Below are 18,381 nucleotides of genomic sequence, written 5' to 3'. Positions count from 1 at the left end.
GCCTTTCGAGGCCTTGTTGGATTCAGTGCTTCGGTTAAACACACAGGACCACTCTGATGCAATGAGGCTTTGATGCTGCCTGAACTGAATGATTTGAACACGTTCCGCGACGCGTTGACCAACGCCCAAGGGCCGGACATGGCGGCGGCGGATGGCGCGGCTGAACGCAACGGTCAGTTGACCAAACCGCCGGGCGCGCTGGGGCGGCTTGAGGATCTGGCGATCTGGTACGCGGCCTGGCGTGGGGATGCGCGACCGCAGGTTGCGGCCCCTCAGGTCATTGTCTTTGCGGGTAACCACGGGGTCACGGCGCAGGGCGTTTCGGCCTTTCCACCCGAAGTGACCGTTCAGATGGTTATGAATTTTGAACATGGCGGCGCGGCGATCAACCAGTTGGCCAAGGCGGCGGGCGCAAAGATGGACGTCCACGCGCTGGATCTTGATCGGCCGACGGCAGATTTCACCCAAGCCCCAGCCATGAGTGAGGCCGAGTTGCTGAGCGCACTGCAAACCGGTTGGAATGCCGTGGACCCGCAATCCGATCTGCTGGTGGTCGGCGAGATGGGGATCGGCAACACCACGCCCGCTGCTGCTATCGCCTGCGCCCTTTACGGAGGCGAGGCCGCTGATTGGACCGGTCGCGGTACAGGGGTCGACGATGCAGGCCTTGCAAACAAGACCCGCGTAGTGGCTGAAGGCGTTGCGCTGCATGGCAGTGAAGATGGGTTGGAGGTTCTGCGCTGCCTCGGCGGGCGCGAGATCGCGGCCATGGCCGGAGCGATTGCGGCGGCCCGTATGTTGCGCATTCCCGTCATTCTGGATGGCTTCATCTGTACCTCTGCCGCAGCCTGTCTGGCGCGCGTTTCGCCCTCGGCTCTGGATCACACCATCGCGGGGCACCAAAGCGCAGAAGGCGCGCATGCTGCGATGCTGTCAAAACTGGGCAAGGAGCCGCTGCTGAGCCTCGGCCTGCGTCTTGGTGAGGGATCAGGCGGTGCGCTTGCGATCAACATTCTCAAAAGCGCGGTTGCCTGCCACTCGGGCATGGCAACCTTTGCCGAGGCGGGCGTCTCGGACGGGTAACCTAAGCGCCTGACCGGGCAATTGCTTCGGTCAGGCAGAATCCTTTGCGTGCTGTTCCGCCAATTCCAGCAACGCGGTTTCCAGATCCTTCTCGAGCTTTTGCGCGCGTTCGATGTATTTCGTATTCTCGGACGTGGGCATACCAGGAATCCACAGCTCGGCCAAATCGCGCACGGACGTTCGGTCATGGTGATAGAAGGTCTGTTCGGCCTGCGCGGCCTCGTATTCGCTCAGCCCGATATTCTCCAGCACATAGCGGCCCGCGCGCAAGGAGCTGTCGAACATTTCGCGCACGATGTCATTGGCCCCGGCCTGATACAGTTCATACACATGTGTCCGATCATGAGCTCGCGCGATGATGTGCAGATCGGGGCGCTGGCGGCGGGCGTAGCCGACCAAACGGGTCACCGTCTTTCGATCATCCATCGCAGCGACAAGCACCGAGGCTTTCTCAAGCCCCGCAGCGCGCAGTAGTTCCGGCCGGGTCGGGTCACCCAGAAAGCCTTTTACGCCAAAACGACGCATCAGCTGGATCGTCTCGATATCGTGGTCCAGAACAACGGTCTTGAAGCCGCTGGCCCGGACCAACCGATTGACGATCTGACCAAACCGACCGATCCCGGCGATGATCACGGGGCCTTTCTCGTCGATCTCATCGGGTTCCGGCGCGGCGTTGGTGTCGGCCATCTTGCGAGACAGAAGGTCGTAGATGATGAACAGGAGCGGGGTGATCAGCATGGTCAGCGCTATGATCATCAGCATCTTTTGCGACAGGTCCGGCGGGATGACATTCTGCTGCGTCGAAAACGCCAGAAGGACAAAGCCGAACTCACCCGCCTGGGCCAGTCCAAGAGTGAACAGCCAGTGATCCCGGCCCTTCAGCTTGAAGGCTTTGCCCACGAGATATAGGATGACGCCTTTAACGAGGATGACCAGCAGGGCCAGACCGATCAAGTCGAACGGGTCGTTGAAGAAATAGCCGACGTTGATACCTGCACCGACCGTAATGAAGAACAGCCCTAGGAACAGGCCCTTGAACGGCTCGAGGTCGCTTTCCATTTCATGGCGGAACTCCGAACTGGCCAAAACCACACCCGCCAGAAACGCGCCCAGAGCGGGTGACAGGCCCACCAGTGTCATCAGGAACGAAATCCCGACCACGATCATCAGCGCCAGCGCGGTATACATCTCGCGCAGGCGGGTTGCGTGAATGAATCGAAACAGCGGCCGGGTCAGGTAGACGCCCGCCAGAATGACAAAGGCAATTGCGCCGATGGTGACCAGAGTGACGGCCCAGCCCGGCAGTCCTTCGACCAGAGACAGGCTGTGATGCCCTGCATCATGCAGATGCTCCGCGCCGCGATCGATTGAGCCGTCTGCCTCGATATGCGGCATGGCGGGCAGGGCGAGCAGCGGCAGCAGGGCCAGAATCGGGATGACGGCAATGTCTTGCGTCAGCAGAACTGAGAACGTCGCGCGGCCTCCGTTCGTTTGCATCAAGCCCTTTTCAGACAGGGTTTGCAGCACGATCGCGGTTGAGGACAAACACAAGGTCAAACCGACCGCCAGAGCGACGGACCAGGGGTGGTTCGCGTACATCGCGACACCGGCAATAACGGCGGTGGACAACAGAACCTGAAGCCCGCCAAGACCCAACAGCTTGTCGCGCATATCCCACAGGGCGCGCGGCTCCAGCTCGAGACCGATGAGAAACAGCATCATGACCACGCCGAACTCGGCCACATGTTGCAGGTCCTCGGTCTCGGCACCGACAAGGCCGAGGACGGGGCCGATGATCAGGCCAGCCGCTAGGTATCCAAGAACCGACCCAAGGCCCAACCGAGCCGACAGGGGCACGGCGATAACGGCCGCAGCCAGATAAATAGAAGCCTGATATAGGAAATCGTCCATCTATGTCCTCATTGCCCGCTCAGGTTGGCAGGGGTGCGTCGCGTTTGAGTTGGTCCATCACGATCTGGCTTTGTACCCGTGCCACTGCAGGATGCGGCAGGATCACCTCGTGAAGCAAGCTGTTGAGTGCAGAAAGATCGTCACAATAGACGTGAAGCAGGTAGTCTGCCTCGCCTGTCATCGTCCAGGCACTTGTGATCTCGGGTTGGGTGTTAACCATCCGGGCAAAGCTGGCGGATTGATCAGGGCCGTGAGTGCCCAGATGGACCTGAACGAAGCCCTGAACCTGCAAGCCGAGTTTCAGCGGATCCAGCCGAGCCGCGTAGCCGGTGATATAGCCCTCAGCCTCAAGGCGCTGACGGCGGCGACCTGCCTGGCTGGGGGATAGGTTCAGCAGCTCACCCAATTGATGCGCGGTCAGATGCGCGTCCTTTTGAAGCGCTGAGAGCAGGCGTGTATCGGTTGCATCAAGCATATGCGGCAAGATCTCAAATTTCAGGTCATTCATGCGCAGTTTGCGCACACTTGGATAGTTTACATGAAAACAATGCGCGGAAACAGCACTGCTTAAGGCGTATTTTGGAATCAGCAAAGAAATTCCTGTTTTCGAAGGAGACGCGCCATGGGTCCTTTCCCGCATAACGCCCCGAAATCTATCATCAGTCCCGAAAACCCCGCAGGTACCGACGGGTTTGAATTTGTCGAGTTCGCGCACCCCGAACCGCAGGAGTTGCGTGATCTGTTCGCCAAAATGGGCTTCGATCTGGTTGCGCGCCACAAAACCAAACCTCTGGTCGAGCTGTGGCAGCAGGGCGATGTCACCTACATCCTGAACGCGGACCCCGACAGCTTTGCCGACAAGTTCGTCGCGGAACACGGGCCTTGCGCACCGTCGATGGGCTGGCGCGTTGTGGACGCGCAGAAAGCCTACGAACATGCCGTCTCAAAAGGGGCAGAGCCGTATGATGGCGCGGACAAGACGATGAATGTCCCGGCAATCAAGGGGATTGGCGGATCGCTGATCTACTTCGTCGACCAGTATTACGATACCTCGCCCTACAATGAGGAATTCGCGTGGATTAAAGAATCGAAACCGCGCGGCGAGGGGTTCTACTATCTCGATCACCTCACCCACAATGTCTATCGGGGCAATATGGACAAGTGGTTCAAGTTTTATGGCGACCTGTTCAACTTCCGTGAAATCCGGTTCTTTGACATTCAGGGCAAGTTCACCGGTCTCTATAGCCGCGCGCTGACATCGCCCTGTGGCCGCATCCGTATCCCGATCAACGAGGATAGGGGCGAAACGGGTCAGATCGTCTCTTACCTGAAAAAGTACAAGGGCGAGGGCATTCAGCACATCGCGGTGGGCAGCGAGGACATCTATGCCTCGACCGATGCCATTGCAGAGAACGGGTTGAAGTTCATGCCGGGTCCGAACCAATCCTACTATGACATGTCCAAAGACCGAGTGACGGACCATGACGAGCCGCTGGACCGGATGATGAAGCACGGCATTCTGATCGATGGTGAAGGCGTTGTGGATGGGGGAGAGACGCGGATTCTGCTGCAGATCTTCTCAAAAACCGTGATCGGCCCCATCTTTTTCGAGTTCATCCAGCGCAAGGGGGATGATGGGTTCGGTGAGGGTAACTTCCAGGCCCTGTTCGAATCCATCGAACGTGAACAAATCGAAAGCGGTGAGATTTCGGCGGCCTAAAGCGTTTCGGTTTTACCTGAATCGCCAAGTGGCACGAATGTCCCGAGAACGCTGAAAGCGTGGCAGGGTATTCGTGTCGCAGGTTTAATCCGAAACGCTAAAACCTGCGCCAAATACCAGCCATGTCCAGGTCACACCAGCGCTCTGGTTGGCCGGTTGTATCGAGTCGGTTCGGGACCTGTGGTGCACCTGCAGGCCCGAACCTAACGCTTGATCAACGATTGCGTCGTTCGAAATCACATAACCAGGTCGGTCCGGAGGGCAGGGGCCATGTCTGAGCGACAAAATCATCCGCCCTTGCGGTCTCAGGCGTTCAGACAGAACACTCATAGCCGTGTGTTGATCGCGCGGCGGCAGGTGGTGCAGGACGCCGATGACCAGAATGGAGTCGAAAACAACACCATCTGGCAGAGCGCTTAGTCTAGGCAGGCAAGCATCAAGCCACCGAACGGATTGCGCGGCATCAACGCGTATCGCGTGGTTGCGAAAGGTATCGACTGGCTCGATCGCCGTCACGTCGCAGCCTCGTTTGGCCAGCCATCGCGCCACCCTTCCAGTGCCCGCGCCTACGTCCAGAACGCTCGCCCCGGTATCCGGCAAGTGATCCAAAACGGGGCGCAGGACATCGGTAGGAGAAAGGCTGTCATAGGCCGGGATCAACTGTTGGGCAGCGTGTTCGTACCCAGCTTTGACTGTCTGAAAATACAGGTCCTCAGCCACGCGGCATTTTCAAAGTCAGGTTGCGGCCCTTCTTCTCATACCGCAACTCACTGTCGCTGATGGCGATGACCTTGCCGCCGTCAATCCGGTCTCCGATCTTGAGCTTTTTGTACCGACCACTCGGAAGCCGGACGAGGGCACGGCGATTTGCAGGTGTGCCATAAACGCCGATCAGGTTCAGCTTGCGCAGGTTCAGAGCATTGTCGATTGTGGCCTGTCGTGCGACCGAGGCCGTTGTCGGGATTTTGGGGGCCACGGATTTCGGCTGGAAGGACCCGGCCTCGTCATTGCTGGACGCGACTGCTGCGGTTGATCCCAGATTTGATCCGCTAGTGCTGGCCGAGGCCACAGCTCGTGCGGGCCGTAGTTTGGGGCGAGGGACGCGAACAACCGCCAATGCAGTGGGTGTGTCGTCGACCTCGGGCTGTACCTGTAGGCTTTCGGGCCGCAATTTGGGTCGCACGACCGCAAGCTCTTCAAGGCTGCGCCCACCCAATTGCGTGCGTTCGAAATTCTCGACCAGATTGCCAGGGCGGGGCCGGGGTCGGAGTTCGGCCAACCTTTGGTTGACCTCATCGACCACGGGTTCTTTTTCGAACCGCACCGGTACTTCAGGCGGGACCTTGGATGGGCGCCCCTGATAAACCACGATACCTTCGGGCGACAGTGCACCTTCTGCGGTCGGTACGACCAGCCCGCGTTCGTCCAGTTCGTATTGTGCGCCTGCTATTGCGGAGCCGGGGATGCGTTCAAAGGCGGCATCCGTGTCGAAACTGCCTTGATCGGGCAGGGCAATCGCGTCGCTGGACAGATCCGGGTTGTGAATAGACGCGAGGTAGAGGTCATCCTCGGAAATCAATGCCGGGGTAAGCGGCGCTTCGGGGGCCTCCACTAGGGTGCCCGCGACCTCTTCGATGTCGCTTTGTGCTTCGGGGTCCTGTGCAATCTGTTCCACAGGCGTCGGCGCGACTTTCAGCGCTTCGAGAATGGCCGCATCTGTCGGGGACAATTCTGGCTGTGCTTCAGGTTCTGGTTTTTCTTCCGCTGCCGGTGCCGCCGCTATTTCGGTTTCAGGCTCTGGACCGGTCTCAGGCAGTGAGGTGTCCTGAGACTGCGGTGCAGACAGTTCGGCCGTGTCATTTTCGGTGGATGTGTCGTTGTCTGGTTCTGCCCCGATTAGAGACCACGCCCAAACACCAACCCCGACGCAGATCAGCGCGGCAATCGCAGGAAACGCCCAACGTTGTCCCTTGTTCGATGCGGGAGGCAACGAGATTGCGGTCGTAGCAGGTTCGGGAGAGCGGAACGCCGTAGGCGCCGCGTCATCCGCTATGGCGTGAACCGTGGGTCTTTCTAGCTCGGGCTCGGGTGAAGGCGCAGCGACCTGCGGTTCGCTGGTCATTTCAAATACAGGCTCGCGCGGAAATTCGGCCTCAGTCGTGGCTGCACTATAGGTGACTGGCAGGAACCCGTGCTGCGCCGCAAATGCCTGCGCTTCGTTCAGCGTCTCGCATGCAACGGCGGCGACAAAGGTGGTCGACCCCTCGGTCGCGCTGTCGTAGGACAGATCGGCCAACTCATACGGCGTTGCCTCGGCGACTGCGGCTTGAACCTCGGACGCGATCTGATCTTCGCTTTGGCCTTCCGTGGGCAGAGCAAGATACCGCACCTGATCTGCGGGCAGCACCAGTTTGCAGCTGAGGTCGTTTTCCAGCGCAAACGCTTTGTCGTGCAGAGCTTTGATCTGGTCACTCAAGTCCGGGGCCGACAAAGGCACTTCGCCAATGTCGTACCATTCACCATCCGAATGGTGTTGAAGGGAAATTCCGGTCGCAGAAAAGGTCAGCGCAAAAGCGGGTTTCATAATCCGGAGGAACCACAGTTAACCATATCAACGCAAATACCTTTGTATTCGCAGGATGATACTAAAGCAGGAACCCGCCGAGGGAAAGAAAAAGCCGGGACTTCCCCTTGTGCGTGTGTGCCCCTCGGACCCATGTTGAGACAGAGTAAGTTGGAGGGATCACCTTGAAGACATTCGCTTTTCTGGCCGCGATGATGGCCGCAACCACCGCCGGGCTGGCACATGCGGAAGAACGTCGCATCAACGTGGATGCCACCGGAACCGTTCAGGTTGCCCCTGATATGGCGACGATCACCCTGGGTGTGACACATCAGAACCCCGAGGCCTCAGAGGCCATGAAGGCCACCTCGGACGCTGTGGCGCAGGTGCTTGCGCGGTTGGGGGAAATGGGCATCGAAGATCGGGATTTGCAGACCCGCGATCTGTCTTTGTCGCCCATCTGGTCGAAACGGAATCAGCAAAATGGGGAACCACCTGAGATCACCGGATTTGTCGCCTCGAACCGTGTATTTGTGCGGGTGCGTGATCTGACCCAACTGGGTGAGGTCATGGACGCGGTCATTCAGGACGGGGCAAACGATTTCAGCGGGTTGAGCTTTGGTCTGCAAGACCCTGAACCGATTGAGGTTCAGGCCCGTGCAAAAGCTGTGAGCGAGGCAACCGCAAAGGCTGAACAACTTGCCCAAGCCGCCGATGTCACATTGGGGCCAGTTCAGACGATCTCGGAGCGTGGTGGCAGTGTGCGCCCGATGGCCGAGATGCGGAACATGGCCATGGCAGACACAGGTGGAGTGCCGGTTGCTGGCGGAGAGATCTCGGTTTCTGTCAGTGTCTCGATGGAGTTCGAGATTTCAGAATAGGCTCACGTTTCCGCGCGGGCCTTCAGCGGTTTTCGTTGCTGGCCCGTTTCGTCAAAATTACCCGGGGACAACCAGTCTTCAAACGCATCTCGAATACGCGGCCATTCGCTGTCGAGGATCGAATACCAGGCCGTATCGCGATTGCGCCCCTTGTAATGTGTCGCTTGGCGGAATGTCCCCTCATAGGTGAAGCCCAACCTCTGGGCTGCACTACAAGATGGCGCATTCAACGCGTCGCATTTCCATTCATAACGGCGATAGCCCAGCTCATCGAACACACGGCGCATCATCAGATACATGACCTCGGTCGATTGCGGCTTGCGCTGCAGCAGGGGCGAGAAGTGGATATGCCCGACCTCGATCACACCGGCGGCCGGTTCGATCCTGAGGTATGATGCCATGCCAACGGGGACATCGTTTGCATCCAGAACCGTGTGAAACATCGGGTCGGCGTCCATGCAGTTCGCGCGAGCCCAGGTTTCGAACTCCTGCTCAGATCCAAACGGCCCATAGGGCAGGTAGGTCCAGTTTCGGTGATCGGCGTCATTGGCAAACGCCCGGAACAATCCGGGCGCATGCCTGTTCACATCAAGCGGCACGACCGAGCAATACTGGCCCTCCATCGGGGTATAAGGCGGCGTGGGGCGCGGGAATTCGCCCGTGACCGGCCGTCCGATGGGTTGACCAAGTGCGTTGGTGTCGTGTCCGCTCATGGCTTTATGCGCTGGCTTTGGCCAAAGCCTGATCCAAATCAGCGATCAGGTCGTTAGCATCCTCGATCCCGATCGAGACTCGCACAACGTTGGGGCCCGCGCCTGCGGCCTCTTGCTGTTCAGGCGTCAGTTGCCGGTGCGTGGTCGAGGCCGAGTGGATGATCAGCGAACGCGCATCGCCGAGGTTGGCAACGTGGCTGAAGATCTCCAATGCGTTCACCAGTTTGATGCAGGCGTCATAGCCACCCTTGACCGCAAAGGTGAACAGGGCACCGGCACCGCGCGGATACTGCGCCTTGACCCGGTCGTGATAGGGCGACGAGGGTAGGCCCGCGTAGGTCACGTAGTCGACCCGGTCATCCGCCTCGAGCCAGGAGGCGATCTTCTGGGCGTTCTCAACGTGGCGCTCCATCCTCAGCGAAAGCGTCTCGATCCCCATCAGCGTGTAATGTGCCGCCTGCGGGTTCATGGTCATACCCAGATCGCGCAGGCCAATGGCGATGCCGTGGAAGGTGAAGGCCAGCGGGCCGAAGGTCTCATGGAATTTCAGCCCGTGATAGGCTTGCTCGGGCTGGCTGAGGGAGGGGAATTTGTCATTCGCCGACCAGTCGAACTTGCCCGAATCCACGATGCAGCCGCCGGTGACGGTACCATTGCCGGTCAGGTATTTGGTGGTCGAATGTACGACCAGAGTCGCGCCGTGTTCAATCGGGCGGCACAGGTAGGGCGTGGCCGAGGTGTTGTCGACGATCAGCGGAATGCCTGCGCCGTCCGCAACATCGGCCAGAGAGCGGATATCGGTGACATAGCCGCCGGGGTTGGCGATGGATTCGCAGAATACCGCGCGGGTGTTTTCGTCGATAGCGGCTTTCACGGCCTCCAGATCATCAGTGTCGACAAATTTGGCCGACCAGCCGAAGCGTTTGATCGTCTGGCTGAACTGCGTGACAGTGCCGCCATACAGGCGGGTCGAGGCCACCACGTTGCAGCCCGGCCCCATAAGCGGGAACAGCGCCATGATCTGCGCCGCGTGCCCCGAGGAACAGCAGACCGCGCCAACGCCGCCCTCAAGCGTCGCGACACGTTCCTGCAAAACGGCGACGGTCGGGTTGGTCAGGCGCGAATAGATAAAGCCCACTTCCTGCAGGTTAAACAAAGCCGCCGCGTGGTCCGCATCGCGAAAGACATAAGCCGTCGTTTGGTAGATCGGAGTCTGGCGCGCGCCGGTTGCGGGATCGGGGCGTGCGCCCGCGTGTATCTGCAGAGTGTCGAAACCGTAGGTAGGGCCGTCAGACATCGTGAAAATCTCCTGTTGGAATGTGCGTTGGCGAATCTGTAGGCTATTGCAGGCCCTTGCACAACGATCCTATGGGCGATCCTGTCAGCGCAGCCAGAGACCTTTGGCCTTGATCGCCTTGCGGATGGCCTGTTCGCGCCCGGGCAGGGCGTTTTGGTCGAACATCTCGCGGATTTTGTGGCCTTTGCCTTGAAATATCAGCCTCTTCATCGGGTCATAGGCCTTGAGGACTTTCTTGACTTTGTTGGGGGCTGAGACGGTTTCGAGCACCTCAATCACGCGGTCACTCTCACGGGCGTAAAGCAGCGGAAACAGGCGATAGTGACAACTGACCGACCCATCAAGAAGCCCGTCCGGCAAGGCATCGCGCCCGCCACCGAATGAGTGGATCACCAGCGGCAGGGCAGCCTGATCCAGCCAGGGATCAAGGTTCTGCCCGGTGAGTTCGGGGATCTCTTCGTCGCGAATGGTTTGCGCGTAGTCCAAGAACCGCTCGCCGAATTGGCGCGGGCGTTTGTAGAAGAAATAGCCTGCGTTGAAATACAGAAACCGCTTCCAGTGTTCCTTGGGCTGGCTGTTATCAATCGAGCTGTCGAAATCCAGACCAAAGCGGTGATAGAGCGCGCTCCAAATCCTCTCGAACCCGGGACCGTAGAGAGTGGGTTTCGGCCAAGTCCCGTCAACCTTGAGCGAGGCGCCGGGGCGTTCGAAATCAAACGGGACCGAGGTCAGGTCGCCGGTGATCAGCGTATCGGTGTCGAAGAAGACAAACGGTTCCCCCTCAGGCAGGGCCAGCAGGGCCTCGATCTTGTTGCCATGCGGATAGCTCTCGCCGAAGACGTGGTTGTCGAAGGGAAGGATCTCGGCGTCCAGCTGATAAAGCGCCTTGCGCACATCCTCGTTCTGGATGATGGGGTTCTGGCTCCAACGGGGGCCGGGGTTTGGGGTGGCGACATAAAGCTTGCCGTCAAAACCGGGGGAACAGTGGCGTAGCGAGGCGGCGAACAGAAGGGCCTCATATTGCAGGCGGTTATTCTGTCCGATGACGACGATGTTGAATTTCTGCGAAGCCATTCGTGCCTGTTCCTGTCGCCCGTTTTCATTGGGATTACAGCAAGCCGCAGAGGGCGTCAAAACTGTTGGATTGATTTTCGCGTTCTCCATCCCATCTCAAGCAGGAGACTCAAAGCAGGAGGCCGCCATGAGGATCAACGCGGATTTCACCAAACGCGCTGCGGTGCATTTTGATCAAACTGAGTGGGTGCAATCGCCAGCGGCCGGGGTCGAGCGCAAGATGCTGGACCGGATCGGTGAGGAAGTCGCCCGCGCCACTACGATCGTGCGTTTCGCCCCCGGCAGTGCCTTCGCGGCCCATACCCATGATGGTGGGGAAGAGTATCTGGTTCTGGATGGCGTCTTTCAGGATGAAACCGGAGATTTTCCGGTTGGCAGCTATGTTCGCAACCCTCCGACCTCATCCCATACTCCTTCGGCGGCCGATGGGGCGACCATTCTAGTGAAGCTGCATCAATTCGACCCGTCTGACCGGACCGAGGTCAAACGCTCGATCAACGGTCGGGGCGATCTGCGCCTGTTCAAGGATGAGCATGAGGATGTGCGCATCGCGCAATGGGTCGCGGGTGAGGCTATTGATCTGAACGCTGAAGGCGGGCTTGAGGTGTTTGTTATCACCGGCAGCTTTGACGAAGGCGGTGAATCATTCGCCGCGTGGGACTGGCTGCGCCTGCCGCCCGGATCGCAGTCACAGGCCGTTGCGGGGCCGGATGGCGCGCGTGTTTGGATGAAATCTGGGCATTTGACGGGCATGATCTGACCCGATCCCGCATCAATTTTGAGCAAAATAACGGAAATCCGGGTCAAAAGCCCGGATTTTTCATTTTTTGACCGAATGATAAAATTTACCAATTGATAAAAAATCAGAATGTGGCAAGCTGATCCTCACAACAAACATATCTACAGGGAGTAGAGTGATGGCACAGGGCCAGATGGCACCCGGGATTGTCCCAGGGCGGCTTTCCAGCGATGAGCTGACCTCGAATTTCACCGATCTGCATCCGCCTTTGGCCCCGCATGAGGCCGCCGTAGCGGCAGATCGCTGTTATTTCTGCTATGACGCGCCGTGTGTGACGGCCTGTCCGACGGATATCGATATTCCGTTGTTCATTCGCCAGATCCAGGCTGGTCAGCCGCAAGCAGCGGGTCGCACGATTCTCGAGCAAAACATTCTAGGTGGCATGTGTGCCCGCGTTTGTCCGACCGAGACTTTGTGCGAGGAAGCTTGCGTTCGCGAAGCCGCCGAAGGCAAACCGGTCGAGATCGGTCGCTTGCAGCGCTATTCGACTGACACCGTTATGGAAGCGGGCGATCACCCCTTCGAACGCGCCGCGCCTACTGGCAAAACGGTTGCCGTGATTGGGGCAGGGCCAGCTGGTCTTGCCTGTGCCCATCGGCTGGCGATGCTGGGGCATGACGTGGTTATTCACGAGTCCAAGCCGAAACCCGGCGGTCTGAACGAATACGGGATTGCAGCCTACAAATCGACCAATGACTTTGCTCAGGCCGAAGTGGACTGGCTTCTGAAAATCGGTGGCATTGCGATCGAGACGGGCTCGGTTCTGGGAGATACGATTTCGCTGGACGGATTGGTCGAGAACTATGATGCCGTTTTCCTGTCGATCGGTCTGGCGGGTGTGAACGCGTTGCGTGCGCAAGGCACCGAAAAGGACGGTGTGCGGGCTGCTGTGGATTTCATTTCGGATGTGCGTCAGGCCGAAGATCTGGCCCACTTGCCGGTCGGGCGGAATGTGGTCGTGATCGGCGGCGGCATGACTGCGGTGGACGCTGCCGTGAAGTCAAAACTGCTGGGCGCTGAGCATGTCACGATTGCCTATCGCCGAGGGCGCGATGCGATGGGTGCCAGCCGGTACGAACAGGACCTCGCAGCCTCGCATGGGGTGCGGATCCTGACGAATGTGCAGCCGGTCGCCGTTTACGGCAATGGATCTGCGGTCGATATCGAGCTGGAATACACGACCACTCGGAACGGCAGGCTAGAAGGGACGGGTGAGATGATCCGGCTTCCGGCTGATCAGGTCCTCAAGGCCATCGGTCAGACGCTTGAAGGCGCGCCCGAAGGTCTGGCGCTGGACGGCAACAAGATCGCTGTCACCGGGGCAGGGCGAACCTCTCTGGACGGTGTTTGGGCGGGTGGTGACTGCGCCGCGGGCGGCGAGGATCTGACCGTGACAGCCGTGGCCGAGGGACGGGACGCGGCGATGGACATCCACGCAACGCTCGTTTCGTGATAAGATGGGGTATTCACCCCATTTTTATTGCTGCTGAGGTATCGTCATGTCCCAGATCGAACAAGCTGTTGCCCAACACTACACAACCGGTGCCCTGACCGAACGCGTCCGCGCGGCGCTTGAGGCCAGCGGTATTGACCCGGATGCAGCCACCGTAACCGACCTCAAGGCCGGAGACGAGTTTCATACAGGTGGTGTGAAGGCGACCGATAACTTGTTCGCTCAGCTCTCACCCACCCATGCAACGCGTGTGCTCGACGTTGGCTGCGGTATCGGCGGGACATCGCGCTACATTGTGGATCGGTATGACTCGACGGTCACAGGCGTCGACCTGACGCCTGAGTTTGTCGAAACGGCCAAGACGCTCAGCGATCTTGTCGGACATTCCGACAAGTCAGAGTTTCTGGTCGGCAGCGCCCTCGACATGCCGGTTCCCGATGCTGGGTTCGATCTGGCCGTGATGTTCCATGTTGGCATGAACATCGAAGACAAGGCGGGATTGTTCGCCGAGGTCTCTCGGGCTTTGGCGACAGGTGGAACTTTTGCCTTGTTCGACGTGATGGGCGGTGAGGCGGCTGAGCCGTTGGCGTTTCCTCTGCCATGGTCCACCGTGGCCGAGACGTCCTTCGTCCACGCACCCGATGTCTACCGAGATGCCGCAAGTGCTGCGGGTCTGGAACTGGTGACTGAGACCGACCGTACCGAGTTCGCACTCGCCTTCTTTGAGGAAGCCTTTGCGCGCATGGCCGAAAGCGGCCCGCCTGCGTTGGGCATCCACCTGATGATGGGCGAGACGGCACCTGAGAAGTTCCAAAACTACGTAAAAAACCTGAAGGTCGGGCGCATTCGCCCGACCGAAATGATATTCAAAAAAACCGGCTGAGCCGGGAAGGGAGAAGCCATGGCCGATCTGACGACAAACTTTCTGGGCATTTCCAGCCCCAACCCCTATTGGCTGGCCTCTGCGCCGCCGACGGACAAGGAATACAACGTCCGCCGCGCGTTCGAGGCCGGATGGGGTGGTGTTGTGTGGAAAACGTTGGGGGCCGAGGGCCCTCCGGTCGTGAATGTGAACGGGCCGCGCTATGGCGCGATCTATGGTGCTGATCGGCGGCTGCTGGGTCTGAACAACATCGAGTTGATCACCGACCGCCCGCTAGAGGTGAACCTTGAGGAAATGGCGCGGGTCAAGGCGGACTATCCGGATCGCGCGCTGATCGCCTCGATCATGGTGCCCTGCGAGGAGGAGGCGTGGAAAGCCATCCTGCCGCGCGTCGCCGAGACAGGCGCCGATGGGATCGAACTGAACTTCGGCTGCCCGCATGGCATGAGCGAGCGAGGCATGGGGTCTGCCGTGGGGCAGGTGCCGGAATACATCGAAATGGTGACCCGTTGGTGCAAGAAATACTATGACCGCCCGGTCATCGTGAAGCTGACGCCGAACATCACCGACATCCGCAAACCTGCGGCAGCAGCACGGAATGGTGGCGCGGATGCAGTGTCGCTGATCAACACGATCAACTCGATCACCAGCGTCAATCTGGACACGTTCAGCCCCGAGCCTTCGATCGATGGCAAAGGCAGCCATGGCGGCTATTGCGGCCCGGCGGTCAAACCGATTGCTCTGTCGATGGTGTCCGAAATCGCGCGGGCCGAGGCCACGCATGGTATGCCCATCTCCGGCATTGGGGGCGTGACCACTTGGCGTGACGCGGCCGAATTTATCTCGCTTGGCTGCGGCAATGTGCAAGTGTGTACCGCTGCGATGACCTACGGCTTCAAGATCATTGATGAACTGACGGCGGGTCTGTCCGAATGGATGGACGAGAAAGGCTATGCCAGCGTCGATCAGGTCATTGGTCGGGCGGTGCCGAATGTTACCGACTGGCAGTATCTGAACCTGAACTATGTGGCCAAGGCCAAGATTGATCAGGACCAGTGCATCAAATGCGGCCGGTGCTATGCGGCTTGTGAGGATACCAGCCATCAGGCGATCTCGATGTCTGATGACCGTGTGTTCGAGGTGATGGATGACGAATGCGTTGCCTGTAACCTCTGTGTCGATGTCTGCCCGATCGAAGGTTGCATCACGATGGAGCCGATGGTAGCTGGTGAGGTCGATCCGCGCACCGGCAAGACCGTGCAGCCGGACTATGCCAACTGGACCTCGCATCCGAACAATCCGATGGCGAAAGCGGCGGAGTAAGGGAAACCTTCATCCCTAAAACACCGGTTCGGTGCTACACTGCCGCTGACAGACAGGATCAAAGGAGAATGTCATGCCAGCGGCACCACCGGGCCGGAGCAAGGGCGGCAACAAGGTCACCAAGCTTGACCGTGACACGTCCAAAAAGAACGTTGCCCTCTCCAAGGCCAAGCAACGTGATGCGATGGCCGCCAAGAATTTTCTTCAGCATCAGAAGCAGATCAAACGTGACGTGGACAGTCTTGAGAAGCTGAAACGCTCTCTCGAAGAGATGATGGCGAAGTTGAAGGAAGAGCGTCAGCTGGACCAACGGTTCCTTGGACAGGTGGTCAAAAAGGTCAAGGCGCTACAGAATTTTGACGCCTACGTTAAGGCCTCGGCCAAGGATCACATGGCTGTTGTGCAGCAGCCGAAAATGTATACCGCGATCGTCAAGGATGCCGGAAAAGTGCCCAAGATCAATACGGTCAAAACCATGGGCGACCTGACCATTCTGATCGCCATGGTGATCGTGCTTTTGCGCCGTATTCTGGCGCTGAAACCTGCGAAATAGCGGTTACCTCGTCAGAAGGCGCGTGAACACCTGATCAAGGTAGATTTTCGCGTCGGGGTAGGGATCGGCTTCATCCGAGCCAAGAACGGCGCGGATCTGGACGTCGAAATCTGCGTAGTGCTGGGTCAAAGACCAGATCGAGAAGATCAGGTGATAGGGGTTCACTTCGGCGATATGCCCCTCGGCCATCCAGCGGCGGATCAGGGTCGAGGTTTCATCGACCAGCGCTTTCAGATCTGTGGACAGCACGTCATAGATATGTGGAGCGCCGCGAATGATCTCATTGGCAAACAGGCGGCTTTCACGCGGGTAGTCGCGGCTCATTTCCAGTTTGCGGTGGATATATCCCAACAGCTCGCTCAGAGGATCGCCATCGGGATCGATAGCACGCATCGGGTCTAGCCAAGTGTCCAGAAGACGCTCGAGCAGGGCAGCATAAATCGCGTCTTTACTGCGGTAGTAATAGAGCAGGTTTGGTTTGCTCAGCCCGGCAGCGGATGCAATCTGATCCACGGTTGCCCCGCGAAACCCGTGGGTCGAAAAGACCTCGAGCGCGGCTTCCAGAATCGCAGCGCGATTTTTCTTTTGTATTCTGGTGGGTGCGCGGTCTTTCGGCATGTATCCAACGTGTCTGTTTTTGCGCCAGTTCATAGGGGATTTTGCTGAAAACTCCAGCGACGGCGCGCAATTTCTTGACTGATGTCGAACCCGTGATAGCGTGAGTTTGACCAGTTGGTCAAATCAAGACACCAAAAGCGAGCAAACTCGCAAGCAACAGGGAAGAAGACTATGGCAGCTCCGGCGCAGAATCTCAGGATCAATGGCGACAGGTTGTGGGACAGCCTGATGGAGATGGCCAAGATCGGCCCCGGCGTTGCGGGCGGCAACAACCGCCAGACGCTGACCGATGAAGACGCCGAAGGGCGCGCGCTGTTCCAAAGCTGGTGCGAGGACGCGGGCTGTTCTATGGGTTTGGATCAGATGGGCAACATGTTCGCGCGGCGAGAGGGCACGGACCCGGAGGCGCTGCCGGTCTATGTTGGTTCTCATCTGGATACACAGCCGACGGGCGGGAAGTATGACGGGGTTCTAGGGGTGCTTGGCGGTTTGGAGATCATCCGCACGCTGAACGATCTGGGAATCAAAACCAAACATCCGATCGTGGCGACCAACTGGACGAATGAAGAGGGCACGCGCTACGCCCCTGCGATGTTGTCTTCGGGCGTGTTTGCCGGGATGCACACGCAGGATTGGGCCTATGACCGCGAGGATGCCGAGGGTAAAAAATTCGGCGATGAATTGCAGCGTATCGGCTGGCGCGGCGAGGAAGAGGTCGGCGCGCGCAAAATGCATGCCTTCTTTGAGCTGCATATCGAACAAGGGCCGATACTGGAGGCCGAGAGTAAGGACATCGGCGTCGTCACCCACGGTCAGGGGCTAAGTTGGACCCAGATCACGGTGACCGGCAAGGATGCCCATACCGGCTCGACCCCGATGCCGATGCGCAAGAATGCGGGTCTGGCGATGGCGCGTATTCTTGAAAAAGTGGATGAGATTGCGTGGTCACATGCGCCGCATGCGGTTGGGGCAGCGGGGCATATTGATGTGTATCCGAACTCACGCAATGTGATTCCGGGCAAGGTGGTGTTCACGGTCGATTTCCGCTCGCCCGAATTGGATGTGATCACTGATATGGAAAATCGCCTTCGTGTGGCGGCTGAGGATATCGTGAACGAAATGGGCCTGCAGATTGAATTCGAAAAGGTCGGTGGATTCGATCCGGTCAAATTCGATGAGGGTTGTGTCGCCGCCGTGCGCGACGCGGCAGAGCGGCTGGGGTATTCCCATACGGATATCATTTCGGGGGCCGGGCACGATGCCTGCTGGATCAACCGGGTCGCGCCGACCGCGATGGTGATGTGCCCTTGCGTAGATGGCCTGAGCCACAACGAGGCTGAAGAGATCAGCAAGGATTGGGCGGCTGCCGGGGCGGATGTTTTGCTGCATGCGGTCGTTGAGACGGCGGAGATCGTGGAATAGGGGGCGCTGCCCCCGTCGCCCACGGGCGACTCCCCCGGGATATTTTTAGCCAGATGAAGCAAGCGGCGCAGACCGCAACAGGGAGTTT

General features: G+C 58.9%; 17 protein-coding genes. 9 read left to right on the top strand and 8 right to left on the bottom strand.

What is annotated here, in order from left to right; translation table 11 throughout:
• Positions 1 to 72: 72 nt before the first annotated feature.
• Entirely contained in the window at positions 73 to 1,083 is a 1,011-nt protein-coding gene (cobT, locus tag ACRZ95_RS04490; RefSeq protein ID WP_170677653.1) for a nicotinate-nucleotide--dimethylbenzimidazole phosphoribosyltransferase, read from the top strand.
• A gap of 30 nt (positions 1,084 to 1,113) precedes the next feature.
• Here cobT and ACRZ95_RS04485 read toward each other — a convergent pair whose 3' ends face one another.
• Both ACRZ95_RS04485 and ACRZ95_RS04480 read right to left on the bottom strand, forming a co-directional pair.
• A complete protein-coding gene (locus ACRZ95_RS04485) occupies positions 1,114 to 2,994 on the bottom strand; it encodes a monovalent cation:proton antiporter-2 (CPA2) family protein (RefSeq protein WP_170677655.1) in 1,881 nt (626 codons plus the stop codon).
• 19 nt (positions 2,995 to 3,013) lie between these two features.
• Positions 3,014 to 3,469: an Lrp/AsnC family transcriptional regulator gene (locus ACRZ95_RS04480; protein WP_170376867.1), complete on the bottom strand. Its 456-nt coding sequence runs from the start codon at positions 3,467 to 3,469 to the stop codon at positions 3,014 to 3,016.
• A gap of 147 nt (positions 3,470 to 3,616) precedes the next feature.
• On the opposite strand from ACRZ95_RS04480, the gene hppD reads away from it, so the two are divergent.
• On the top strand, positions 3,617 to 4,714 hold the full coding sequence (gene hppD, locus ACRZ95_RS04475; protein WP_170665317.1) for a 4-hydroxyphenylpyruvate dioxygenase: 1,098 nt from the start codon (positions 3,617 to 3,619) through the stop codon (positions 4,712 to 4,714).
• Between the two features lie 84 nt (positions 4,715 to 4,798).
• On the opposite strand, the gene ACRZ95_RS04470 is transcribed toward hppD, so the two are convergent.
• On the bottom strand, positions 4,799 to 5,434 hold the full coding sequence (locus ACRZ95_RS04470) for a class I SAM-dependent methyltransferase (protein ID WP_170677657.1): 636 nt from the start codon (positions 5,432 to 5,434) through the stop codon (positions 4,799 to 4,801).
• Complete coding sequence (locus ACRZ95_RS04465) at positions 5,427 to 7,298, bottom strand: hypothetical protein (protein WP_170677658.1); 1,872 nt, start codon at positions 7,296 to 7,298, stop codon at positions 5,427 to 5,429. Before ACRZ95_RS04465 ends, ACRZ95_RS04470 begins: the two co-directional genes overlap by 8 nt.
• A gap of 164 nt (positions 7,299 to 7,462) precedes the next feature.
• On the opposite strand from ACRZ95_RS04465, the gene ACRZ95_RS04460 reads away from it, so the two are divergent.
• Positions 7,463 to 8,158 (top strand): SIMPL domain-containing protein, encoded by a 696-nt coding sequence (locus tag ACRZ95_RS04460; protein WP_170677660.1) that lies wholly within the window; start codon positions 7,463 to 7,465, stop codon positions 8,156 to 8,158.
• 2 nt (positions 8,159 to 8,160) lie between these two features.
• Here the strand turns inward: ACRZ95_RS04460 and ACRZ95_RS04455 are convergent, their stop codons facing one another.
• The 3 genes from ACRZ95_RS04455 to ACRZ95_RS04445 form a co-directional block, all read right to left on the bottom strand.
• A complete protein-coding gene (locus ACRZ95_RS04455; protein ID WP_170677662.1) occupies positions 8,161 to 8,871 on the bottom strand; it encodes a GNAT family N-acetyltransferase in 711 nt (236 codons plus the stop codon).
• 4 nt (positions 8,872 to 8,875) lie between these two features.
• Complete coding sequence (locus tag ACRZ95_RS04450; protein WP_170677664.1) at positions 8,876 to 10,168, bottom strand: O-acetylhomoserine aminocarboxypropyltransferase/cysteine synthase family protein; 1,293 nt, start codon at positions 10,166 to 10,168, stop codon at positions 8,876 to 8,878.
• Between the two features lie 84 nt (positions 10,169 to 10,252).
• The gene (locus ACRZ95_RS04445; protein ID WP_170677666.1) at positions 10,253 to 11,242 is read right to left on the bottom strand and encodes a hypothetical protein; all 990 of its coding nucleotides are present in this window, start codon (positions 11,240 to 11,242) and stop codon (positions 10,253 to 10,255) included.
• A gap of 127 nt (positions 11,243 to 11,369) precedes the next feature.
• Between ACRZ95_RS04445 and ACRZ95_RS04440 the strand changes: the two genes are divergently transcribed.
• The 5 genes from ACRZ95_RS04440 to ACRZ95_RS04420 all read left to right on the top strand — a co-directional run bounded on the left by ACRZ95_RS04440 (position 11,370) and on the right by ACRZ95_RS04420 (position 16,253).
• Positions 11,370 to 12,002, top strand: coding sequence for a cupin domain-containing protein (locus ACRZ95_RS04440; RefSeq protein ID WP_170677668.1), 633 nt, complete (start codon positions 11,370 to 11,372; stop codon positions 12,000 to 12,002).
• A gap of 157 nt (positions 12,003 to 12,159) precedes the next feature.
• Positions 12,160 to 13,494, top strand: a complete 1,335-nt coding sequence (locus ACRZ95_RS04435; protein ID WP_170677670.1) for an NAD(P)-dependent oxidoreductase — start codon at positions 12,160 to 12,162, stop codon at positions 13,492 to 13,494.
• Between the two features lie 46 nt (positions 13,495 to 13,540).
• Positions 13,541 to 14,377 (top strand): methyltransferase domain-containing protein, encoded by an 837-nt coding sequence (locus ACRZ95_RS04430; protein ID WP_170677672.1) that lies wholly within the window; start codon positions 13,541 to 13,543, stop codon positions 14,375 to 14,377.
• 18 nt (positions 14,378 to 14,395) lie between these two features.
• Positions 14,396 to 15,700, top strand: a complete 1,305-nt coding sequence (gene preA / locus ACRZ95_RS04425) for an NAD-dependent dihydropyrimidine dehydrogenase subunit PreA (RefSeq protein ID WP_170677674.1) — start codon at positions 14,396 to 14,398, stop codon at positions 15,698 to 15,700.
• 73 nt (positions 15,701 to 15,773) lie between these two features.
• Positions 15,774 to 16,253, top strand: coding sequence for a PAC2 family protein (locus ACRZ95_RS04420; protein WP_170677676.1), 480 nt, complete (start codon positions 15,774 to 15,776; stop codon positions 16,251 to 16,253).
• 3 nt (positions 16,254 to 16,256) lie between these two features.
• Here ACRZ95_RS04420 and ACRZ95_RS04415 read toward each other — a convergent pair whose 3' ends face one another.
• The gene (locus ACRZ95_RS04415; protein ID WP_170551383.1) at positions 16,257 to 16,871 is read right to left on the bottom strand and encodes a TetR family transcriptional regulator C-terminal domain-containing protein; all 615 of its coding nucleotides are present in this window, start codon (positions 16,869 to 16,871) and stop codon (positions 16,257 to 16,259) included.
• Between the two features lie 171 nt (positions 16,872 to 17,042).
• On the opposite strand from ACRZ95_RS04415, the gene ACRZ95_RS04410 reads away from it, so the two are divergent.
• Positions 17,043 to 18,293, top strand: coding sequence for a Zn-dependent hydrolase (locus ACRZ95_RS04410; RefSeq protein ID WP_170376549.1), 1,251 nt, complete (start codon positions 17,043 to 17,045; stop codon positions 18,291 to 18,293).
• Positions 18,294 to 18,381: the final 88 nt, after the last annotated feature.

This window comes from Ruegeria sp. AI3, assembly GCF_056541245.1.
The sequence above is the reverse complement of the archived record's forward strand: the minus strand, read 5'-3'. Positions and strand labels throughout refer to the sequence as shown.

What these genes read in the sequence shown, in the direction of transcription:
- cobT (WP_170677653.1), top strand. Translation starts at nt 73, where the DNA reads ATGCTGCCTGAACTGAATGATTTGAACACGTTCCGCGACGCGTTGACC.
- ACRZ95_RS04485 (WP_170677655.1), bottom strand. Translation starts at nt 2,994, where the DNA reads ATGGACGATTTCCTATATCAGGCTTCTATTTATCTGGCTGCGGCCGTT.
- ACRZ95_RS04480 (WP_170376867.1), bottom strand. Translation starts at nt 3,469, where the DNA reads ATGCTTGATGCAACCGATACACGCCTGCTCTCAGCGCTTCAAAAGGAC.
- hppD (WP_170665317.1), top strand. Translation starts at nt 3,617, where the DNA reads ATGGGTCCTTTCCCGCATAACGCCCCGAAATCTATCATCAGTCCCGAA.
- ACRZ95_RS04465 (WP_170677658.1), bottom strand. Translation starts at nt 7,298, where the DNA reads ATGAAACCCGCTTTTGCGCTGACCTTTTCTGCGACCGGAATTTCCCTT.
- ACRZ95_RS04455 (WP_170677662.1), bottom strand. Translation starts at nt 8,871, where the DNA reads ATGAGCGGACACGACACCAACGCACTTGGTCAACCCATCGGACGGCCG.
- ACRZ95_RS04450 (WP_170677664.1), bottom strand. Translation starts at nt 10,168, where the DNA reads ATGTCTGACGGCCCTACCTACGGTTTCGACACTCTGCAGATACACGCG.
- ACRZ95_RS04445 (WP_170677666.1), bottom strand. Translation starts at nt 11,242, where the DNA reads ATGGCTTCGCAGAAATTCAACATCGTCGTCATCGGACAGAATAACCGC.
- ACRZ95_RS04440 (WP_170677668.1), top strand. Translation starts at nt 11,370, where the DNA reads ATGAGGATCAACGCGGATTTCACCAAACGCGCTGCGGTGCATTTTGAT.
- ACRZ95_RS04435 (WP_170677670.1), top strand. Translation starts at nt 12,160, where the DNA reads ATGGCACAGGGCCAGATGGCACCCGGGATTGTCCCAGGGCGGCTTTCC.
- ACRZ95_RS04430 (WP_170677672.1), top strand. Translation starts at nt 13,541, where the DNA reads ATGTCCCAGATCGAACAAGCTGTTGCCCAACACTACACAACCGGTGCC.
- preA (WP_170677674.1), top strand. Translation starts at nt 14,396, where the DNA reads ATGGCCGATCTGACGACAAACTTTCTGGGCATTTCCAGCCCCAACCCC.
- ACRZ95_RS04420 (WP_170677676.1), top strand. Translation starts at nt 15,774, where the DNA reads ATGCCAGCGGCACCACCGGGCCGGAGCAAGGGCGGCAACAAGGTCACC.
- ACRZ95_RS04415 (WP_170551383.1), bottom strand. Translation starts at nt 16,871, where the DNA reads ATGCCGAAAGACCGCGCACCCACCAGAATACAAAAGAAAAATCGCGCT.
- ACRZ95_RS04410 (WP_170376549.1), top strand. Translation starts at nt 17,043, where the DNA reads ATGGCAGCTCCGGCGCAGAATCTCAGGATCAATGGCGACAGGTTGTGG.